This window comes from Bradyrhizobium sp. NBAIM08 (assembly GCF_020193935.1).
GTDB classification, from domain to species: Bacteria; Pseudomonadota; Alphaproteobacteria; order Rhizobiales; family Xanthobacteraceae; genus Bradyrhizobium; species Bradyrhizobium yuanmingense.
In genome coordinates, this window is record NZ_JADYVR010000013.1 from 154,873 (window position 1) to 175,303 (window position 20,431).

Sequence of the window (20,431 nt, forward strand, 5' to 3'; positions counted from 1 at the left end):
GTGTATCTCCGCGATCAGGGTTTTGGTTCGCCGAGGCCGGACAGCCGTTCGAGATGCTTGACGGTCGCGATGAAGTCGGTATCGCCGTCGCCCTGCGCGACCAGCGCGCCATAGGTCTCGCGCACTTGCGCGGCGAGCTGCAGCGGCACGCCGACGGCGTGGCCGGCGCCCAGGATCAGGTCGAGATCCTTGGCCATCTGCCTGCAGGAGAAGGTGGACTCGAAGTCGCGAGTCCGCAGCGGCGCGGTCTTGTACTTCACCATGGGAGAGGCGACCGCGCTGTCGTCGAGCACTTTTAGGATGTCCTGCCAGGCGATGCCGCCCTTGCGCGCCAGCGCCAGGCTCTCGGCCATCATCGCCGCAGACACCGCGATCATCAGGTTGACCGAGAGTTTTGCGTAGCGCGCTTCCTCGGCCGGGCCGAGATAGGTCTGGGCGCGGGTGAATGCGGTGAACAGCGGCTTTGCGCTCTCAAAGGCGTCTTTCGGCCCCGACACGAAGCAGCTCAGCGCGCCGGTGTGAACGATGCTGGCATTGCCGGAGACCGGCGAGCGCAGATAGGAAATGCCGCGTGCCAGCGCGGCGGCTGCAACCTCAGCCGAGGCTTCGACACTCACGGTGCTGGTTTCGATCAAGACGGCACCGGGCGCCATCGCGGCGATCTGGCCGGCGGAGCCGAGCAATGCGCCGCGCAAAGCAGCGTCGTCGGGCAGAGACGTGATCACTGCGGCCTTGCCGCTCACGGCCTCGGCCGGCGAGGCGGCAATCGCAATGCCCTGCGCGCGTGCCTCGTCGATGCGCGCCGCGCTCTGGTCGAACGCGGTAACGGCAAAGCCCGCCTTGGCGACGAGCACCGACATCGGCAGGCCCATCTTGCCGATCCCGATGAAACCAACTGTTTTCAGAGCGTCAGTCATTGTTCTTGTCCATTGGCGCCTCAGGCGGCGCGTCCCTGTCGTTCAATATCCTGCACCAGCCGCCGGCCGGATTGCGCCAGCAACTCCTTCTTCGTCTCCAGCCCGTCAACCAGCAGCCAGCCGTTGCGCTTCTTCCAGGCGCCGCCGATCATGACGGCCTCGATGTTGGCGAGGCTCGTCTGCATCACGACAGTTGCGATCGGGTCATGCATCGGATGAAGATTGAGATCGGAGGCGTTGATGATGACGAGGTCGGCGAGCTTGCCAGGCGTCAGCGAGCCGGTCTGGTGCCCGCGGCCGAGCATGCGGGCGCCTTCCGTCGTGACCCAGCGCAGCGCTTCGCGCACGGGAATCGTGGTCGTCGCCGGAATGGCGCCACTCGCCTTGCGCGATTCCGCATTGTCGAGCGCCCGCTGCATCGAGAGCGCAACGCGCGCGACGGAGAGGAGATCGCCGGCCAGCACGGATTCGAGATCAATCCCGACCGTCGGCCGCACGCCGCGCTTCAGGAGGCGGCCGGTGATCGGAAAGCCATGGCCCTGGATCATCTCGTTCTCGGGCGTCACCGAGAACGATACGCCGAGATCGACGAGACGATCGAGCAGATCATCGGGCAGATCGTTGCCGTGGACGATGTTGATGCCGGGGCCGACGAGGCCGGCCTCGAGCAGCTTCTCCCAGCCGTCGGGCGTCTTGGCCGGACCGCCGCCCTGATGCATCGAGGCGATCAGGTTCAGCTCCCGCGCCAGGCGGAAATCGTGCATGGCGACGTCGAGCGTCGAGTAATGCGGGCCGAGAATGGCGAGCCCGAGCGTGACGAGGCCGTCGCGGTCGGCGAGGGAGCCCGCCAGCAGCCGCTCGACCTCGCGGCGCGGATGCGGCACTTCCGAGAAATGCGGCTCGCCCGGCTTCGGCTCGGGCTTCGGCGAGCCGTGGAAGAACGCGGCGCGGACACCGCTTTCGATCAGGCCGCGCACGGCGGCGTCGGTATGATCCGGCGTCGGGTTGTTGTGGCACCAATCGACCAGCGTGGTGACGCCGTGATTGATCTGGTTCAGCGCGCCGACGAGGGTTGCGATGTAGATATCGTCGGGCCGGAACACGGTGGCGAGGCCCGCATGCATGCGGCGGAAATATTCCAGCAGCGTCCAGTTCGCGGCAAAGCCGCGCAAGCCGGTCTGCCAAGTGTGCATATGTGCGTTGATCAGGCCGGGAATGACGATGCGGCCCGTGCCGTCGACGACCGCCGTGTCGGCCGCAGCGTCGATCGACGGGCGCACCTCGGCGATCCGGCTGCCCTCGACCAGCACATCGCCGGTCGAGAGATCGCCGATCGCGTCATCCATGCTGATGACGGTGGCGGATCTGATCAGGGTGCGCCGCATCGCTTCAAGCTACCGCTTTGATGGCGCCGGGTGGCTCGCCGGTCCAGGCGCGCGCGATCAACTCGCGAATGGCGCCTCGTTCGAGCGGCCGCGGATTCCAGTAGGCATTCGTGACTGCGAGGTCAGCCGCCTTGTCGATCCCGCCCTCGGGCATGCCGACGTCGCGTAGCGCGACCTTCGCACCCAGCCGTTTCGCAAGTTCGAAAAGCCCCCGAGCTGCATCGGCTGCCCCGATCGCGCGCGCGATCCGCACCATCGCGTCGGGCACGGCCGGCGCGTTGTAGGCCAGCGCATGCGGCAGCACGATGGTGTGCGTTTCGGCGTGCGGCAGGTCGAAAGTGCCGCCGAGCGTGTGACAGAGCTTGTGATGCAACGCCATGCCGACCGTGCCGAGGCAGACACCGCACAGCCAGGCGCCATAGAGCGCCTCGGTGCGGGCCTCGCGATCGTCGCTCTTCGCGGCAATGGCGGGCAGGGCGCGCGCCAGCGCGCGGATGCCTTCTTCGGCCATCAGCGAGGTGACAGGATTGGCATCGCGCGCGTAAAGCGCCTCGACGGCATGGGCGATCGCGTTGATGCCGGAGGTTGCGGCGAGGCTCGCCGGCAGCGTCAGCGTCAGGTCGACGTCGTAGATCACGGTCTCCGGCAACACGGCTGCATCGCGCACCGTGGTCTTCAGTCCGTTCTCGGTCTGGCCGACGATCGGCGTCATCTCCGAGCCGGCATAGGTGGTGGGAATGCAGAGCTGGTTGACGCCGGTGCGCAAGGCCAAGGCCTTGCCGAGCCCGGTGGTCGAGCCGCCGCCGAGCGAAACGACGCAATCGGCTTCGCATGCCTTCATTGCCGCGAGCGCGCGTTCCGTGACCTCGACCGGCGTGTGCATGGTGGCGCCGGAAAAGATGCCGGCATAGAGCGGGCCGAGCGCGGCTCCCAAGCTCTTGCCTTGTGCCTCCTGCTGCGGCGTCGTCAGCACCAGCGCACGCTTGCCGCCGAGCCGCTCGACCTCGGCTTTGGCTGAGGCAAGCGTGCCGCTGCCGAACACGACGCGGCAGGGCAGGTTTTCGAAGGTGAACGAGCCGATCATGCGCCGGTCTCTTTGATGGGATAATCGACCTGGAAGCGCCCGATCCGCAAGTCGCCCAGCGCCTCGCGCACGCGCAGATGCTCCGGGTGGTTGGCATAGGCGGCGAGCGCCGCCTGGTCGGTGAATTCGGAGAACAGCACCACGTCGCAGGCATAATCAACCGCGCTGACGTCCATGCCGACTTCGATATGGGTGAGGCCGTCGATCCGGCCCTTGAGGCCCTCGAACAGGGTCTTGACCTTGAGCCGGGCGGCCGAGCGCTCCTCAGGGCTCTCCCCGCGCAGTCGCCACATCACGATGTGCCTGATCGGGCCCGACATTTCCTGATTTCCTCGCCTGCAATGGTGCTTTGTTGGCGCCATTTTGCCTTGCAGAAAACGGAAATAAAGGTCAAAATTTGTAAGTCTCTTTTCCTCTTTATGCAAAAATGGACCGGCTGCTTCAACTCGAGGTGTTCTCCAAAACCGCTGAGCTCGGCAGCCTTTCCAAGGCCGCCGAAATCCTGCGGATGTCGAACGCCGCTGCGAGCCGCCATCTCAGTGCGCTGGAGGAGCGGCTTGCGGTCCGGCTGATCGAGCGCAACACGCGCCGGCAATGGCTGACCGAAGCGGGACAGGAACTGCTGCAGCGGTGCAGCACGCTCTTGAACGAGCTCGCCGAGGCTGAGGACGCCGTCTCCGACCGCGCGCTGTCGCCGAAGGGCATGCTGCGCGTGACGAGCTCGCTCTCCTTTGCGATGATCTACCTCGCACCGATGCTGCCCGCCTTCCGTGCGCTCTATCCCGATCTCAGCGTGCAGATCATCAGTGCAAACCGCTATCTCGACTTCATCGAGGCCGGCATCGACGTTGCGATCCGCACCCGCGAGCACGAGCCGGATTCAAACATCGTCGTCCGCCGCATCGGTCAGATGCACCGCGTGCTCGCGGCCGCTCCCTCCTACCTCGAGAAGCACGGCCGGCCCGAGCATCCCGCCGATCTCGCCCGGCACAACATGCTGATCTACAATCTCGCCAATGATCCCTATTCGCTACGGCTGAGCCAGGGCAGCACGACGCAGACGATCCGGATCGCGCCGACGCTCGACAGCAACGACGGCCAGATCATCTGTGGTGCGGCGCGCGCGGGGCTCGGCATCCTGATCCAGCCGCTCTATATCGTGCAGGGCGATATCGCGGCTGGGCGGCTGGTGCCTGTCCTGAGCGATTGGCAGCTGCCGTTGCTCACCATGAACATCGCCTATCAGAACCGCGTCAGGCTGCCTGCCAAGATCAGGGTGTTCTCCGACTTCCTCGTCAGCTACATCCGGGAGCATTCAGAGCCGGGGATCTGGATCGACGCGGCGAAGTGAGCGGAAGCAGCATGTATCTCGGCATCGATCTCGGCACGTCGGCGGTCAAGACGGTTCTCGTCGATGATGCCCAGCGCGTGATCGCAAGCGAGAGCCGGTCGCTCGCGACCGTCTCGCCGCAACCGGGCTATTCCGAGCAGGATCCGGCGCAGTGGATCGATGCGACCTTCGCCACGCTGGATGCTCTCAAGGCGTCGCATGCCGATGCGTTAGCAGCGGTCGCAGGCATCGGGCTGTCCGGCCAGATGCATGGCGCCACGCTGCTCGATGCAAGCTTGAGGCCGCTGCGGCCCTGCATCCTCTGGAACGACGGACGCTCTGCGACTGAGTGCCGTGTCCTGGAGCAACGCTGGCCCGCCTTGCGCGAGGTGACGGGCAACAAGGCGATGCCGGGCTTCACCGCGCCAAAACTGCTCTGGATCGCCGCGCACGAGCCCGAGATCTTCGCGGCGACGAAACTCGTTCTTCTGCCAAAGGCCTATCTGCGACTGGTGCTATCGGGCGAGGCTGTCGAGGACGTCTCGGATGCCTCGGGATCCCTATGGCTCGACGTTGCGCGCCGCGATTGGTCGGACGCCGCGCTGGCAGCGAGCGGCTTGTCGCGCGAGCACATGCCGCGCCTGGTCGAGGGATGCGCGCCCGCAACCACGCTGCGCAGCGAACTCGCGCGGCGCTGGGGGATGATCAGGCAGCCGGTGATCGCGGGTGGGGCCGGCGACAATCCCGCGGGCGCCATCGGCATCGGCGCAATCCGGCCGGGAGCCGCTTTCGTGTCGCTGGGAACCTCGGGTGCGCTCATGGTCCCGACCGACCGGATCGCCGCCAATCCCGACCGTGTCGTGCACACGTTCTGCCACGCCATTCCAGGGATGTGGATTCAGGCCGGCGCGATCCTCTCGGCCGCTTCCTGCCTTGCCTGGCTCGCGCGCCTGTTCGGCGCCGCCGAGGCCGAGCTGCTGGCGCCGCTTGGAGCACGACCGCAGGCGCCGTCGCCCGTGAGCTTCCTGCCTTATCTCGCCGGTGAGCGGACGCCGCACGACGATCCCGTTGTGCGCGGCATGCTGGATGGCCTGAGCCATGGCACCGATCGCGCGGCGATCGTGCGGGCGGTGCTCGAAGGCGTTGCCTTCGCGCTTGCCGATTGCCGCGATGCGCTCGCGGATGCCGGCATCGGGATTGCGGAGGCCGACGTGATTGGCGGCGGTTCACGCTCTACCTTCTGGCTCTCGGTGCTGGCGAACGTGCTGAGCATTCCGATCCATCGCTTTGCCGGAGGTGAAACCGGCGCCGCGTTCGGTGCGGCGAGATTGGGGCGGCTTGCTGTCACGGGTGAGGCAATCGGTGACGTATGCATGCAGCCGCAGCGCATCGAAACATTCGAGCCCGACGCTGCACTGGTCGATGCCTACGCTGAACGGCTTCCCGCCTGGCGCGACCTGTATCGGCCGCGCCACTAGCTGGCCCAATCTGGTTTGCATACTTCGGTATATTCGCCTTCGGTATTGCCCTGCGTCACCCGCTTTTGTTTAATGACCAAACCGCGTTGCCGAGAAACGAGACGCGGGTGGGAAACGCATTGTGCGCCGGGAGGCACGATGAACGATCCGATCCTCGAGATGCGCGGGGTCTCGAAGACCTTCTTCGGCATCAAGGCGCTGCGGGCCGTCGATCTCACCGTCTATCCCGGCGAAATTCACGCCCTGATGGGTGAGAACGGCGCCGGCAAGTCGACGCTGATGAAGATCCTGTCCGGCGCCTACCGGCCCGACCCGGGCGGCGAGATCCGCATCGAGGGCAGGGCGGTGCGGATCGAAGGCCCGCTCGGCGGCCGCGCGGCGGGCATCTCCATCATCTACCAGGAGCTGTCGCTCGCTCCCAATCTCAGCGTTGCCGAGAACATCTATCTGGGACGGGAGATATCGCGGTCAGGCTTGCTGGCGCGCGGCACAATGCGCGAGGGCGTCGGCCCGATCCTGAAGCGCCTGGGCGCGGACTTCCTGCCCTCGACGCTGGTGGCGCATCTGTCCATGGGGCAGCGGCAGCTGGTCGAGATCGCCCGTGCGCTGCACGTCAGATCGAAAATCCTCATCATGGACGAGCCGACCACCTCGTTGTCGGCCGCCGAAAGTGAGCGGCTGTTCGCGTTGATCCGCCAGCTTCGCGCCGAGGGCCTTGCCATCATCTACATCTCGCATCGCATGGACGAGATCTATGCGCTCGGCGATCGCGTCACCGTGCTGCGCGACGGCCGCCTGGTCGGCTCGCTCGACAAGCCCGAGATCCGCGCCGACACCATCGTGCGCTTGATGGTCGGTCGCGACGTCTCCTCGTTCTACAAGAAGGACCATGATCCGGAGGCGGGGCGGGGGCATCCCGTGCTCGCGGCGATCGACATGGCCGATGGCGGGCGCGTCAAGGGCTGCTCCCTCACCGTGCATGCGGGTGAGGTGGTCGGCCTCGCCGGCCTGATCGGCGCCGGTCGCACCGAGCTTGCGCATCTCATCATCGGCGCGTCGCCAAAAACCTCCGGCCGGCTCGAGCTGGAGGGGCGTCCGGTCGAGATCCGCACGCCGGGCGAGGCGCTCGAGGCCGGCATTGCCTATCTGACCGAAGACAGGAAGGCGCTCGGCCTGTTTCTCGACATGTCGTGCCTGGACAACATCAACCTCGCCGTGCTCGGCCGCGACGCGAAGCTCGGTTGGTTTCTCGACCGCGACAAGGCACGCGAGCGCGCCGACCGCGCCTTTGCCGGCCTCAGCATCCGCGCCGCGAATGCCGGCGTTCCCGCCGGCGGCCTGTCAGGGGGCAACCAGCAGAAGGTGCTGCTGTCGCGACTGCTCGCCATCGCGCCGAAGGTCCTCATTCTCGACGAGCCGACGCGCGGCGTCGATGTCGGTGCCAAGTCGGAAATCTATTCGATCATCGACAATCTCGCCAAGGCCGGCACCGCGATCCTCGTCATCTCGTCCGATCTGCCCGAGATCATCGGCATCTGCGACCGCGTCATCGTGATGCGTGCCGGGCACATTGCCGGCGAGGTCAGCCGCGGTCCGAATTCGCCGCTGGCGCAGGAAGACATCATGGGGCTTGCCACGGGGATGGAGCATCTCGATGCCTGACAATGGTGCTGCGGAGGCAAAGCCGGCATCGACGACGACCAATGGCGCTGCCGCGGAGACAAGACGCCAGCGGATGAGGATGCTGATCAGCGCGCTCGGCATGTTGCCGGTGCTGCTGATCCTCTGCATCGGCTTCAACGTGCTGTCGGAAGGCCGCTTCTTCACCGGACAAAATCTCGGCATCGTATTGCAGCAGGCCGCGGTGAACACCGTGCTCGCCGCCGGCATGACCTTCGTCATCCTCACCGGCGGCATCGACCTGTCGGTCGGCTCGATCCTGGCGGCCTCCGCGATGGCGGGTTTGACGCTCTCCAAGATGCCGGAGCTCGGCTTGCTGTGGCTGCCGGCCGCACTGCTCACCGGCCTCGTCTTCGGCATCGTCAACGGCGCGCTGATTGCGCTGCTGCGCCTGCCGCCCTTCATCGTCACGCTCGGCTCGCTCACCGCAGTGCGCGGCCTGGCGCGGCTGCTCGGGGCTGACACCACCGTGTTCAATCCCTCCATTCCCTATGCCTTCATCGGCAACGGCTCGTTGACGCTCATTCCCGGAGTCGCGTCGATCCCATGGCTCTCGGTAATCGCCTTGCTCGTCATTCTCGTCTCCTGGCTGGTGCTGCGCCGGACCGTGCTCGGCGTGCATATCTATGCCGTGGGCGGAAACGAGAGCGCAGCGCGGCTTGCCGGCATCAAGGTCTGGGCCGTCCTGATCTTCGTCTACGGCATCTCCGGACTTTTCGCCGGGCTCGGCGGCGCCATGCAGGCGGCGCGGCTCTACGCAGCCAACGGACTCCAGCTCGGCCAGTCCTATGAGCTCGATGCAATCACCGCGGTGATCCTCGGCGGTACCTCGTTCGTCGGCGGCATCGGCTCGATCTGGGGCACGCTGGTCGGTGCGCTCATCATCGCCGTGCTCTCGAACGGGCTCATCCTGATCGGTGTCTCCGACATCTGGCAATATGTGATCAAGGGCCTGGTGATCATCGGTGCCGTGGCGCTGGACCGCTACCGGCTGCAAGGCTCCGCGAGAACGTGAAAGGTCTGGCGCGCAACGGCGTGCGCATGGCTTGAGACGAGATTCCGTTGCGGCAACTGGTCTGCCGCGCCGGGGACGAAGACAGACCAGGGAGGAAGTCCATGTTGAAGACGATCATGCTCGGCGGCGCCGCCATGGCGCTTGCCCTCACCACCGCACCATCCTTCGCCAAGGAGCTCAAGTCGATCGGCGTCTCGCTGGGATCGATGGGCAATCCGTTCTTCGTCGCGCTGTCGAAGGGCGCCGAGTTCGAGGCCAAGAAGACCAATCCCAACGTGAAGATCACGACGGTCGGCTTCGAATACGACCTCGGCAAGCAGGTCACCCAGATCGATAATTTCATCGCCGCCGGCGTCGACCTGATCCTGCTCAACCCCGGCGATCCCAAGGCGATCGGGCCGGCCATCAAGAAGGCGCAAGCCGCAGGCATCGTCGTCGTTGCGGTCGACACCGCGGCCGAGGGCGCCGATGCCACCGTGACCACGAACAACGTGCAGGCCGGCGAGATCTCCTGCCAGTACATCGTCGACAAATTGGGCGGCAAGGGTGACGTCATTATCGAGAACGGGCCGCAGGTCTCCGCCGTGATCGACCGTGTGGTCGGCTGCAAGAACGTGTTCGCGAAGAATCCCGGCATCAAGGTGTTGTCGAGCGACCAGGACGGCAAGGGCTCGCGCGAGGGCGGCCTCACCGTCGCGCAGGGCTATCTGACCCGCTTCCCCAAGATCGACGCCATCTTCGCCATCAACGATCCGCAGGCGATCGGTACCGACCTTGCGGCACGCCAGCAGAACCGAACCGGCATGATCATCACCGCCGTCGACGGCGCGCCCGATATCGAGGCCGCGCTGAAAGATCCGCAGTCGCCGCAGATTCAGGCGTCCGCGTCGCAGGATCCGTTCTTCATGGCGCGGCGGGCCGTGCAGGTCGGCGTCGGCATTCTCAACGGCCAGAAGCCGGCTTCGACCGTCGAGCTGCTGCCGTCCAAGCTGGTGACCAGGGACAACGTTGCCGCGTACAAGGGCTGGACCTCGGATCGCTCGCAGTAAGGCATCGGGGCGTTCGAAGCACGAGAGATGGCGGGTGGCGGTTCGATCGCGCCGCCCGCCGCCGATACCTCGCGTGCTCACCAGTAGCACGCAGCAATGCCTGTGCTAGCTTTCCACGATCTCGTTCGGTCGATTCGGAAAGCAGATCCGGTGAAATCCACGACGTCAGGCACCGCGTGGCGGCATGCCAATATCGGCCGCCTGCTCAATAACGCGGTGCGGCGCTTCGAAGGCCGTGTGCTCGAATTGATGACCGAGCGGGGCCACGACGAGACGCGCATCGCCCATGTCAGCCTCACGCGCAATCTGGACGTGGAGGGGACGCGGCTCACCGAGCTCGCCCGCCGCGCCTCCATGAGCAAGCAGGCGATGGGCGAGCTGGTCGACCAATGCGCCGCGCTCGGCCTCGTCGATCGCATCGCCGATCCGACCGACCGGCGCGCGCGCATCGTCGTGTTCACGCCCACGGGGCGCAAATGGCTCGATGCGTTCCGTGATGCCGTCGACATCGCCGAGCGGGAGATGCGCGTCGAGCTCGGCAAGGCCACGATGGATGCAATCCTGAAGGGGCTCGCGGTGTATGGCACGGAATTCGACACGCTCGATGACCCGGATTAGTCAGGCAGCTTGACGAAATAGTCAGGTGTCCTTACCATGCAGGTTGGCGTTGGTAGGGAGAAGCAGCTTGGAAATTCGTCTGACGGCCGCGGTGCTCATCGTTGGCGGGGGCCCTTGCGGGCTGATGCTGGCCAACGAGCTCGGCCGCCGCGGCGTGTCCGCGATCCTGGTCGACGAAAAGCCGGGCACGGCCTTCAACCCGCAAGCCAATGCGACGCAGGCGCGCTCGATGGAGCATTATCGGCGGCTGGGCTTTGCCGACGAGATCAGGCGCGAAGGTCTGCCCGCGGACTACCCGACCGATGTCGCATATTTCACGCGCTATACCGGATACGAGCTGGCGCGGTTCGCGCTGCCGTCAGCGTCGCGGGCGGGTGAGCTGATCAAGGGCATGTCAGGCTCCTGGAGCGCGGCGGAGCTGCCGCATCGGGTCTCGCAGAAATATGTCGAGGCGGTGCTGCGCCGCCACGCCGAACGGCTGCCCGGAATCCAGCTCAACTACGGTCACCGGCTGATCGGCTACACGGAAAGTGATGACGGTATCGCCGGCAATATCGAATGTCTCGACGATGGCAGCCGCTTTCGGGTCCGCGCCGACTTCCTGGTCGGGGCCGACGGGCCGCGCTCGATGGTCCGGCAATCGCTCGGGATCGTCTATGGCGGCGAGAGCGGGACGCAGCGCGACTTCATGGGCGGCCGCATGCTGGCGGTCTATCTCCGCTCGCCCGATTTCTACGCGCGCGTTCCCCACGCGAAAGCGTGGATGTACAATTGCTTCAACGGCGACCGCCGCGCCTTCATGGCCTCGGTGAACGGCCGCGATGAGTTTGCATTCCACACCCAGTTGCGACCGGGCGAGGACGAAACTGCGATCACGATCAACCAGGCCAAAGCCGCGTTCCAGCGCGCCTGCGGTGCGCCGATCGATTGCGAAGTTCTGTCCTTCCTGACCTGGACCGCCGGTCACGCATTGGTGGCAAGCGGGATGCAGCGGGGCAGGGTCTTCCTCGGCGGCGACGCGGCGCATCTGTTCACGCCGACCGGCGGGCTCGGCTACAACACCGCCATCGAGGATGCGGTCAATCTCGGCTGGAAGCTCGCAAGCGTCGTCAAGGGCGTGAGCCCGGCGGCACTGCTCAATAGTTACGAGGTCGAGCGGCGTCCGGTGGCGCTCCGCAACACCGATCATGCGCGCCGCTTCGCCGATTCGCTTGGCCTCTTCGCGCCGGCGCCGGAGATCGAGGATGCCACGGAGGCCGGCCACAAGGCGCGGCGAATCGCGGGTGCCTATCTCAATCAGCACGCCCGTGCCGAGTTCAACATCCCCGGCGTCACCTTCGGCGGACGCTACGACGGCTCCCCAATCATCGTCCCCGATGGTAGCGAGCCGCCGCCGGATGCTGCCAACGTCTACGTTCCCACCGCCTCTCCCGGTGGCCGCCCACCGCATGCGTGGCTGGAGGACGGCATGTCGCTATACGACCTGTTCGGATTCGAATGGACCTTGCTTCAGTTTGGGGACGTCATGTCGGCCCATGCGTCATTCGCTGACACCATTCGCGCGATCGGGGCCGACGTAAAGCTCGTCACGCTACCCAGATCGTTGCGCGATCTCTATGAGGCGGATCTCGCCCTGATACGTCCCGACCAGATCGTGGCTTGGCGCGGCAACGCATCGCAGGCCGGAACGATCGCACGCGTTCTTAGCCGCGTACTCGGGCGCGAAGACGCGCGGCTGCTAGCCGGCGGTGGAGGGATTGGTTCGCGCAGGTGACACGGCCGATGGAATTGCGCTCGTAAAGAGACTGGTCTTGGGCTGGACGCGCGATCCGTCGATCAGCTCGAGCCGCCCGCAGCGATTCAAGGTGTGCAGCTTCCTGCCCGGCCATGCCGGTCCGGGTTTCAGAGTGTGGCGGACGACCTGCTTGAATACCGTCGGCGACAGCTCGACCACTTCCGCCAGGGCAAGCGCTGCGCCGTATCCGTCGGTGCAATCCTGGACCGGTCGCCACAGTCTGTCATCGAGCGTGACGAAGTTTCCTGCCGGCCGCGTGCTGGCGCGGTCGATCAAGACGGGATTGCTGGCGTGGGGAAGCCAAGGCCCCAAGAGCCGATCGGCGTAATAGATCGCCAGCGAATCCGAATAGCCACCCGTTCCGTCGCGCCAGGCGCCAAACAGATAATACAGGCTGTTGTGGCGCGTGATCGTGACGTCGGCCAGCTCGAGGCCGGAAAGGAGCGTTGCGTATCGCTCCCATTTGTCCGGAAACCGAGTGCATTTGTAGAGGGCGACGTCCCCGCGGGTCGAGCTCTCCGGGATCATCCACAGCTCGCCATCGTCCTCGATCAGGAACGGATAGGAGAGGTGACAGGGCTCCTCCAGCACCGGCATCACCTCGCCGATCGGCCCCGCGTCGTTGAACGCGATCGCGGAAATGATACCTTTTCCGACACGGTGATCGAGATCCTCGAAGAAGGCGAAGGTCCGTCCCTGCCACGTGACGGGAAAGGGATCGGCGTAGAAGTGGTTTCCAGGATCTCCCAGAACGTTCCAGCTTGGACCTGACAGGTCTCCGGTCTGCCAGACGCCCGGGCCGTCGTTGAAGCGCCATCCGATATGCCAATGCGGGGCATAGCAGCAGAGGCGATAGATCTCCTTGGCGATCGATACGGCAAGGCCGCGCGCCACGTAGCCAACGGGTCCGCGGTGCGGGACAGTTGAAGCGGGGCGCGGCAGGTGCGGCACGATGCGCGGCCTTCCCGACAGGATCGCCGCCAGCATGGTGAGGGTCCGCGCCATGATCGTTTCGAGCGCACCACTGAGGCCCGCAGCAATCTCACCGGACGGATGGCCGCGGTCGAGGACCGAACCGTCGATCTCGTTGACGATCTCGATCACGGGCAGGTCGCCGGCGAGGATGGCGGCGAGCGCGGCATTTTCGCCTGCGAGGCCGTTGAACAGCGGCCGCAGATACAGCCGGGCCGGGCTCGCCGGATCGCGCGGGGCATTCGTGAAATCGACGATTACGTCGGCGGTGCCGATGCTGACCCGTGCTGGTTCGGAGCTGATCGTCAGCCTGTCGGCGGCGCTGTGCTTGCCCTTGTGCAACACCATGCGTTCGAGCTCGAACAGCGCATCGAGACCTGCCGGCCGCGGCTCCGCCGTTGCCGTCCATGCAACTTGCACCGGCATGTCCCGGCCGTCGACCGACAGCGTCCTGCGGTCCATCCAGCGCCGCGCATAGTCACGTTCACAGCGAAACTCGATGATCATGTCGAGCCAATCTGTTCCGACGTATCAGGTCAAACGACCCGGTCGAGAATCCGGACGTATTCCTCGACCATGGCATCTACCGAATAGCGCAGCCGCAGGCCTTTGGCGTTTTGTCGCAGCTCGTCACGTAATTGCTTGTCGGTTACCAGCCTGGAGACCGCCGCGGAGAGCTTCGCATGATCGGAGGCATCGACGAAGAGCGCCGTCGGTCTGCCCTCGTAGGACAATACCTCGCGCAGGACGGGAAGATCGGTGACGACGGAGGGAACACCGGCGTTGGCGGCCTCGACCGCGGCCAGACCGAAGGTCTCGGCCTGGGTCGGAAAGACGAACACGTCGAGACAAGCAAGGAAGTCCGCCATCCGGCCAGGAGGAATCTCTCCCAGCAAATGCAGACGGTCCGCGACGTTCAAGTCGTTCGCGAGCTGCCTCAGCCGGGCCTCGTCGGCTCCCTGGCCGGCCAGCGCAAGATGCCAGGACGGTTGATCCGGCAGCAGACCGATCGCCAGATCGAGCCGCTTATGCGGATGCAGCCGTGCCGCGCAACCGAGCAGGACGCGGTCCGGTGGCAGGTTGAATTGACCTCGTGCCGCCTCCTTCGACAGGGTAAGGGCCTTGTCGTCGAAGCCGTGCGGCACATGCACCATGCGCGACCGGTAGGCCGCGGGGTAGCGCGAATATTCGCGCTCCATGTCCTGCGAATTGAGCGTGATGCAGTCGAAGAAGCCGAGGCTGCCCATGGCGATGTCGGCGGTGCGGACCGGCCAGCTCATCGCCAGCGCGGATGAAACCTGATTGGCGACGACGGGTGCACGGCTGACGAGGCGCGTGACGCCGGCGCCGATGACGTTGCCGAAATGCTGGAAGGTCAGGACGGCGTCGGGCCTGGTGGTTCTGATGTGGCGGCCGAGCGTCCACAGCATCCCCAGCAGCGCCAGCGGATTGCCCGGCCGGCTCGGCGCGCAGTAGAGCGTGGCGGGCGGTTCGTCAAAGGAGTCCGATTTGCGGAAGAAGAACAGATTGGTGACCCGGTGACCGCGCGCGGTCAGCCCGGCGCCGAGCAGCCGCGAGATCTCCTGTGCACCGGCGTTCTCGGCCTGGGTTTGCGCAAGAAGCACGTGGAGTTTTCGCCCACTGCCGTTCGGCCGCGCAGGTGCCGTCGCGCTCGTCTCGTCCAGGTCCTTGTTCGGCTGATAATGGAGCACGGATCCCGACCCGCTAAAGCAACGAAATCTTCACCTTCTTAACTCCGTACCTATCATGCGGGCATCCCGCGGACACCGGCTAGCAACAAACGGAGTTAATGCGGCGCGATGGCCACGGTGTCGTTGGCGCAGCATTTCCGCTGGTTCCCGGCCGGCGCGTTAACCAATCGGTCCTGCGCGTTCACCCCGGCGGCGCGTGCTGACACCTAGTCACGCGAGTCCGCGCTGCGAACGGCATAATTGCCGCGCCTCGATGCTGGGAAGCGCAAGAGCACCAGAACGGAAGGATCCACCCCGCTGCGCCGGCGGCAGAGGACGTTCAGGGCGATGGTCGCGAGCGCGAGCGACACGGTCGTCGAAATCGCCGCGCCAAGCACGCCGAGGAAGGGGACCAGGACGAGAAATCCGACGAGCCGCAGCCCGACGTTGGCAGCGACCACCGGCACATAGATTCGTTCATGACCGGTCAGCTGCAGGATCGCAGCAGCCGGGCCGCCCGCCGCCTGAATGGCGGTTCCGATTGCAAGCACGATCAGGACCGAATGCTGCTCGGCGAAATGAGGTCCGAACAGGTTGAGGAGATAGGGGCCGCCGATCCAGATCGTGGCGAGACCGGCGACGACGCAGAGCCCAGTCACTTCCGCCATCAAGCGCGAGGTCCGCTCGAACTCCCCGTGGTTCTTGCTGAAATAGAGCGACGGGAGCCGGCGCGCACCGAACGTGTAAAGCGCCGCGGACACCATGGCGAAAATGTTGGCGAGGCGCGAGGCGGCAAAGTAGATTCCCGCGGTCGTCGGATCCAGCATCCAGTAGACCAGAATGACGTCGAGATACTGATTGGCGACTTCGAGGATCGATGCGAGCCAGAAGTGCAGGGCACTTGATCGCCAGCGTGACGTCTCCGAGCGCGCCGGCGTACTGCGCAGATCCGGCAGCACGCGCGCGACGGATACGATCTGCGCAACAAGGCCAACCGACATGGCGACCGTCATCGCCGCGAACAGCTCGGCCGGATCGAGTTGGCGATGGGCGAGCAGCATGACGAGCAGGAACACGACGACGAGGGCCCGCCAAAGGAACTCGCGGTTTCCTTCGCCCATGAGAATGCTGACCAGCGAGCGCGCGATTTGGCTGCCGAGCATCAATCCGGCATTGACGGCCGTGTAGGCCGACACCGCAAGGATCAGCAGCCACCAGTCGCCTCTCATGCTCGCGACGATCGCGATCCCGCCGATCACGATCAGCATTGCGACCGAGGCGATCTTCAAGCTCGATTGCAACACGCCTTTGGTAAGGTCCGGCCTTTCGCCGACCTGATATTCGTTCAGGAATCGCACCAGCAGGGATTCCTGGCCGACCAGTCCCACGACGGCTGCGATCTGCGCGACCGACAGCCAGGTCGCAAAGATGCCGAAGCCGTCAGGCGACATCGTCCGCGCAGCCAGCGAGAACAACGCGAACGCGAGCACGCCGCTGCCGACCTTGAGCAGGATGGTCCCGGCAACGCCGCGCGTGACGTCGCGCCGCATGAACTGGAGAATGGATGCGATCATGGAAGAGTTAAGGGAGCCGCGCTCCCCTGACGAGACATGTTCCGATACCGGCGAGAACCTAGCATGTCGAGCAATCGCGAGTGTTAATGGACGAGTTGGAGGATTTCGGCGATCGCGGTGATACGGGTTGCTTCGTTCTGGAACATCGCTGTCTCCATTGTCCAACATCTGCGAGTTCCAACTCGCGCGACGGACGGCATAACGCCGCATCGACGACTGAGAAGGCGAGATCCGGGGCTCGCGTGCAGAATGGTTTCGGGACAGCAAGACGCGTGCCGCGGCGAGTCGGCGAACTGGGCACCTGCGGTCATTAACCTCAATCTCAGGAAATGTTCGCACCCGGCCCTGCGATGCGACATCAGGCGAGAGAATTGCACTGCAGACGCTGTTAACCGTGGGAGCCGGAGCCATGACGAGAACCGTGACCGAGCCGGTCGACGGGGACGAGACCGCAACCATCGACTCGGACGTCGCCATCGTCGGTGGCGGTCTTGCGGGATCGCTTGCGGCGGCCGTGCTGGCGCGGGCAGGGCGCCGCGTCGCTCTGATCGACAAGCGGGCAGTCCATCCGGATGAGTTTCGGGTCGAGAAGATCGGCGGCCATCAGCTGGAGCTGTTCGGTAAGCTCGGCTTTCTCGATGCGCTCGAAGATGTCGCGTGCCGATATGATCAAGTGCTCAACATCCGTGAGGGCAAGGTGGTCGATGTCAGCGTCGGCAGGGCTTACGGATTTGCCTATGCCGATCTCGTCGCAATGGCGCGTCGCCAGCTTCCGGATCCTTCCAACCTGATCGTCGACGAGGTCACAGCGATTGGCAGCAGCGGCGATGTCCAGCATCTCGAGCTCGCCTCCGGACGGCGCGTGGCGGCGCGCCTCGTCGTTCTGGCCACCGGCATGGCGGGAGCCCTGGGCTACAAGCTCGGCATCAGGCGGCGCGTGCTTGCCGAGCGCCATTCGGTGTCGTTCGGTTTCACGATCGCGCGCAAGGATGGCACCCCGTTCGATTTCGAGGCGTTGACCTGTTACGGCGAACGCACCGCCGATGGCATCGACTATCTCAGCCTGTTTCCCGTCCACGCCGGAATGCGTGCCAATCTCTTCATGTTCCGCGATCCGACCGATCCTGTTATGCGCGAGTTGCGCCGCGAACCGGAGGCGACAGTTTTGCGCCTGCTGCCGGGATTGCGGAGCTACCTCGGCGATTTCCGTGTGACCGATCGCGTCCAGAACTGGGTGATGGATCTGACCGTCGTCGAGGGGCATCTCCGGCCCGGAATCGTGCTCATCGGCGATGCGTTCCAGACCAATTGTCCTGCGGCCGGAACGGGCGTCGCCCGCCTGCTCGTGGACGTCGACCGTCTCTGCACCGAATATGTGCCGCGATGGCTCATGACTGCAGGCATGGGCCTGGAGAAGATCTCGCAATTCTATGCCGATCGCGACAAGATCGCGGCGGATCAGCAATCGCTGAAGATGGCACGCTTCCGCCAGGCGCTGACCTCGCGCAACGATATCGGCTGGGACGTGCGGCGACGGTTGCACTTCCTGCGGCGCAGTCTTGCACACCGCGTCGATCAGATGCATCCGGGCTGGCTTGGCCGCGTCCGCAGCGTATTGCGCGCCTGATCTCTGCGACCCCCCGCCGGTCAGCGCGTGGGCCTCGCGGTGTGGGCGGGCTGAACCTTCAAATCGGAGAGCCGCTTGGCCGCCAGCTTGAGCCAGGGCGCCTGCTTCAGCGCGAAGAGGGCGATTGCGCCTACGGCGCTGCCGACCTGCGTGACCTCCCACATCGGTGAAGCCTGTGCGCCGAACGATTTCTTGTATGGCTCGTCGCCGATGGTGAAGTCGAGCATCTGATCTCCGCGCTCGATACAATCCCGCGCCACTTGTTCGAACATCAGCGCGCCGATGGACTGGCTCTTGTAGCCGGCGATGTCGAAGGCGCTCATGATGACGAGGAAGCTGTCGCGGTGGCACAATCCGAGCACGGCGGCGATCACTTCGCCGTCCATCTTCATGGCATAGAGGCGAACGAAGGACCCGAGGCCCCGAAGGGCGACGTCGGAATAGAAGCCGTAATATTCGGGCCGCTGCAGCAGGTCTCCGTCGCCTTGTGCGTGAAAGCGCGGGCCGCGAAACTTCCTCATCACCTCCATCGTCTCGAGTACGGCGGCGCTGTCGCTGCAGCATGAGAAGCTCAGCGCGCCCTTCTTCTGCAGCTGGCGATATTTCTTGGCGAGCTCCTTCTGGTAGGAGCGATCCATCGCACTGGCCCGCCATTGCTCGTACGGCGCGACCAGAACCGTGGCATAAGCATTGGTGTTCATCGAGACACGGCGGGACGTGGCGAGGAGGTCCTCGATCGGAAGCCGTCCGTCAGGCAGCTTGGCCATTCGCAGCAGATCGAAGGGGCGGACAAGGCGCCGAATCTGCGCGCATGCAGCCGCATCATGGAGCAATTGCGAGAACACGTCCGGGCTGCAAACCGGTGCCAGATAGTCGGAAACGCGCAAGTCGGCGAACTCGATGGTCCGAATCGGACCGCGCCGGATCCGGAGCAGCGGCAGCACCATGGCAAGGGCGCCGGTGTCGCGGTAGCGCACCACGACGACCAGAGCCGTTGCATCCGTTTCCGGCGCGAGCCTGGTGTAGAGGCTATGCAACCAGACCGGATGCTGGAAGGCAGTGGCAGCCGAACGATCGAACAGCTCTGCATATTCCGGAGACAGAAAGTCGAACGACGGCTCGATGGCGATGTCGAACGTGTTGCTGGGCTTATTCATGCGCACAAGGAAACCGGATCATCCGCGAACGTCGTTCGAACCGTAGCTGCGCTTATACCAAGGCCGTTACAGGTCAGACACTGCCGCCGCGCGATTTGCGTCAATGCGTTCAACCATGCTCGTATGGTTACCAAATTCTGAAGCCGGAGGCGGAAATGGCGCATGGAGCGCACCTTGCGCGGCGCCATCGTCTGCATGGCGCAGGCAATGATCTACGATCCTCGGCTGCAGGAAGCTATGGTTCGCAAGGTCGAGCTCGTTCCCTCCGCTCCGATCCTCGGGCCGATCGGGCTCAAGCGCGAGTGAGCCTTCTTAGAGCCGCACCCCGGTGGTGGCAAACGCGTGCGCGGCGGGCTCCTGCACGCGATCGAGGATCACCATGCCACCAACCGCGATCACCACGGCCGCGACGCAGCCAAGCAAAAAAGCCTTCATCCTCAGCCTCCCTCGATTGGACCACGCCATCTATACGACAGGGCCTGCGGCGAGCAAGCTCGTCGATCGCATCAGCCATCCGCCCGCTATGGGCTTTTGAACACGGGATCGGCGGAAAGACGCATCGCCCATCGAGCCAAGGGACCGGAGCTCGGCGCTGCTGCGCTGCACGATCCGGAACGGATGCGGGTCTTGCAAGTTTTCTGCAGGCCTGGTGAGCGCATCGGAGGCTTGGCGTGAAATTACCGAGAACGATCCTGTGCTTCGCAGCACTTTGCATTGTCGAGGGCGCCCTGGCCCAGCCGGCGCAAACCAACTCGCCGACGGGGCAAACGCCTCCCGAGGACAAGGGCCAGCTCCAGCCGCAAGGTTGGACGGGTCCGATCAATACCGGCTCGGGTGGTGCGCCGCCCGAAAGCCCCCAGGGCCAGAGTCCGCCCGGAATGCAGCCCGCGCCGGAGGGGTCGTCCAAGACCACGACGGCACCGGCCAAGTAGACTGTTTCAAGTAGACCGTTCCAGGATATTCATTTCCGTTGCCTCTTCTGGCAATCTCGAGCGGGTGAATGTCAGCAGGCGGCCAGGAATGAACAGATCGGCTCTGTGCACGAAGGTGGCCGCATTG

At 65.0% G+C, this 20,431-nt stretch carries 19 protein-coding genes; 10 read left to right on the top strand and 9 right to left on the bottom strand.

The annotated features are described in order from the left end of the window. Window positions 1-14: 14 nt before the first annotated feature. From I6F37_RS32390 to I6F37_RS32405, 4 genes are read right to left on the bottom strand one after another with little or no spacing between them, the layout of a single operon-like run. Window positions 15-917: an NAD(P)-dependent oxidoreductase gene (locus tag I6F37_RS32390; protein ID WP_225153736.1), complete on the bottom strand. Its 903-nt coding sequence runs from the start codon at window positions 915-917 to the stop codon at window positions 15-17. Between the two features lie 20 nt (window positions 918-937). Continuing rightward, entirely contained in the window at window positions 938-2,302 is a 1,365-nt protein-coding gene (locus I6F37_RS32395) for an amidohydrolase family protein (RefSeq protein WP_225153738.1), read from the bottom strand. 4 nt (window positions 2,303-2,306) lie between these two features. After that, on the bottom strand, window positions 2,307-3,386 hold the full coding sequence (locus I6F37_RS32400; protein WP_036005176.1) for a maleylacetate reductase: 1,080 nt from the start codon (window positions 3,384-3,386) through the stop codon (window positions 2,307-2,309). Further along, complete coding sequence (locus I6F37_RS32405) at window positions 3,383-3,706, bottom strand: Dabb family protein (RefSeq protein WP_036005173.1); 324 nt, start codon at window positions 3,704-3,706, stop codon at window positions 3,383-3,385. Before I6F37_RS32405 ends, I6F37_RS32400 begins: the two co-directional genes overlap by 4 nt. Window positions 3,707-3,813: 107 nt before the next feature. Between I6F37_RS32405 and I6F37_RS32410 the strand changes: the two genes are divergently transcribed. The 7 genes from I6F37_RS32410 to I6F37_RS32440 all read left to right on the top strand — a co-directional run bounded on the left by I6F37_RS32410 (window position 3,814) and on the right by I6F37_RS32440 (window position 12,330). Then, window positions 3,814-4,737: a LysR family transcriptional regulator gene (locus tag I6F37_RS32410; protein ID WP_036005170.1), complete on the top strand. Its 924-nt coding sequence runs from the start codon at window positions 3,814-3,816 to the stop codon at window positions 4,735-4,737. A gap of 11 nt (window positions 4,738-4,748) precedes the next feature. Next, window positions 4,749-6,194, top strand: coding sequence for a xylulokinase (gene xylB, locus I6F37_RS32415; RefSeq protein ID WP_036005167.1), 1,446 nt, complete (start codon window positions 4,749-4,751; stop codon window positions 6,192-6,194). A 138-nt stretch (window positions 6,195-6,332) separates the two neighbouring features. Beyond that, on the top strand, window positions 6,333-7,856 hold the full coding sequence (locus tag I6F37_RS32420) for a sugar ABC transporter ATP-binding protein (RefSeq protein ID WP_036005165.1): 1,524 nt from the start codon (window positions 6,333-6,335) through the stop codon (window positions 7,854-7,856). Beyond that, window positions 7,849-8,889 carry a ribose ABC transporter permease gene (locus I6F37_RS32425; RefSeq protein ID WP_036005162.1) on the top strand — a complete coding sequence of 347 codons (1,041 nt, stop codon included), beginning with the start codon at window positions 7,849-7,851 and terminating at the stop codon, window positions 8,887-8,889. Before I6F37_RS32420 ends, I6F37_RS32425 begins: the two co-directional genes overlap by 8 nt. Window positions 8,890-8,990: 101 nt before the next feature. Continuing rightward, complete coding sequence (locus I6F37_RS32430; protein ID WP_036005159.1) at window positions 8,991-9,938, top strand: ABC transporter substrate-binding protein; 948 nt, start codon at window positions 8,991-8,993, stop codon at window positions 9,936-9,938. A gap of 150 nt (window positions 9,939-10,088) precedes the next feature. Next, window positions 10,089-10,556 carry a MarR family winged helix-turn-helix transcriptional regulator gene (locus tag I6F37_RS32435; RefSeq protein ID WP_036005156.1) on the top strand — a complete coding sequence of 156 codons (468 nt, stop codon included), beginning with the start codon at window positions 10,089-10,091 and terminating at the stop codon, window positions 10,554-10,556. A gap of 67 nt (window positions 10,557-10,623) precedes the next feature. Beyond that, window positions 10,624-12,330: an FAD-dependent oxidoreductase gene (locus tag I6F37_RS32440; protein WP_225153740.1), complete on the top strand. Its 1,707-nt coding sequence runs from the start codon at window positions 10,624-10,626 to the stop codon at window positions 12,328-12,330. Here the strand turns inward: I6F37_RS32440 and I6F37_RS32445 are convergent. The 3 genes from I6F37_RS32445 to I6F37_RS32455 all read right to left on the bottom strand — a co-directional run bounded on the left by I6F37_RS32445 (window position 12,295) and on the right by I6F37_RS32455 (window position 16,588). Next, window positions 12,295-13,830, bottom strand: a complete 1,536-nt coding sequence (locus I6F37_RS32445) for a hypothetical protein (protein ID WP_225153742.1) — start codon at window positions 13,828-13,830, stop codon at window positions 12,295-12,297. The two genes, I6F37_RS32440 and I6F37_RS32445, sit on opposite strands and share 36 nt — an antisense overlap. A gap of 29 nt (window positions 13,831-13,859) precedes the next feature. Continuing rightward, entirely contained in the window at window positions 13,860-15,035 is a 1,176-nt protein-coding gene (locus tag I6F37_RS32450) for a glycosyltransferase family 4 protein (RefSeq protein ID WP_225153744.1), read from the bottom strand. 206 nt (window positions 15,036-15,241) lie between these two features. Beyond that, window positions 15,242-16,588, bottom strand: coding sequence for a lipopolysaccharide biosynthesis protein (locus I6F37_RS32455; protein ID WP_225141429.1), 1,347 nt, complete (start codon window positions 16,586-16,588; stop codon window positions 15,242-15,244). 409 nt (window positions 16,589-16,997) lie between these two features. Between I6F37_RS32455 and I6F37_RS32460 the strand changes: the two genes are divergently transcribed. Further along, window positions 16,998-18,215 carry an NAD(P)/FAD-dependent oxidoreductase gene (locus I6F37_RS32460; protein WP_225153746.1) on the top strand — a complete coding sequence of 406 codons (1,218 nt, stop codon included), beginning with the start codon at window positions 16,998-17,000 and terminating at the stop codon, window positions 18,213-18,215. 20 nt (window positions 18,216-18,235) lie between these two features. Here I6F37_RS32460 and I6F37_RS32465 read toward each other — a convergent pair whose 3' ends face one another. Beyond that, the gene (locus I6F37_RS32465; RefSeq protein ID WP_109144256.1) at window positions 18,236-19,372 is read right to left on the bottom strand and encodes a GNAT family N-acetyltransferase; all 1,137 of its coding nucleotides are present in this window, start codon (window positions 19,370-19,372) and stop codon (window positions 18,236-18,238) included. Window positions 19,373-19,534: 162 nt separating this feature from the next. On the opposite strand from I6F37_RS32465, the gene I6F37_RS32470 reads away from it, so the two are divergent. Then, a complete protein-coding gene (locus I6F37_RS32470) occupies window positions 19,535-19,678 on the top strand; it encodes a hypothetical protein (protein WP_157785990.1) in 144 nt (47 codons plus the stop codon). Between the two features lie 6 nt (window positions 19,679-19,684). Here I6F37_RS32470 and I6F37_RS45610 read toward each other — a convergent pair whose 3' ends face one another. Continuing rightward, the gene (locus I6F37_RS45610) at window positions 19,685-19,807 is read right to left on the bottom strand and encodes a hypothetical protein (protein ID WP_260346694.1); all 123 of its coding nucleotides are present in this window, start codon (window positions 19,805-19,807) and stop codon (window positions 19,685-19,687) included. A 236-nt stretch (window positions 19,808-20,043) separates the two neighbouring features. Between I6F37_RS45610 and I6F37_RS32475 the strand changes: the two genes are divergently transcribed. After that, complete coding sequence (locus I6F37_RS32475; protein ID WP_128262436.1) at window positions 20,044-20,304, top strand: hypothetical protein; 261 nt, start codon at window positions 20,044-20,046, stop codon at window positions 20,302-20,304. Window positions 20,305-20,431: the final 127 nt, after the last annotated feature.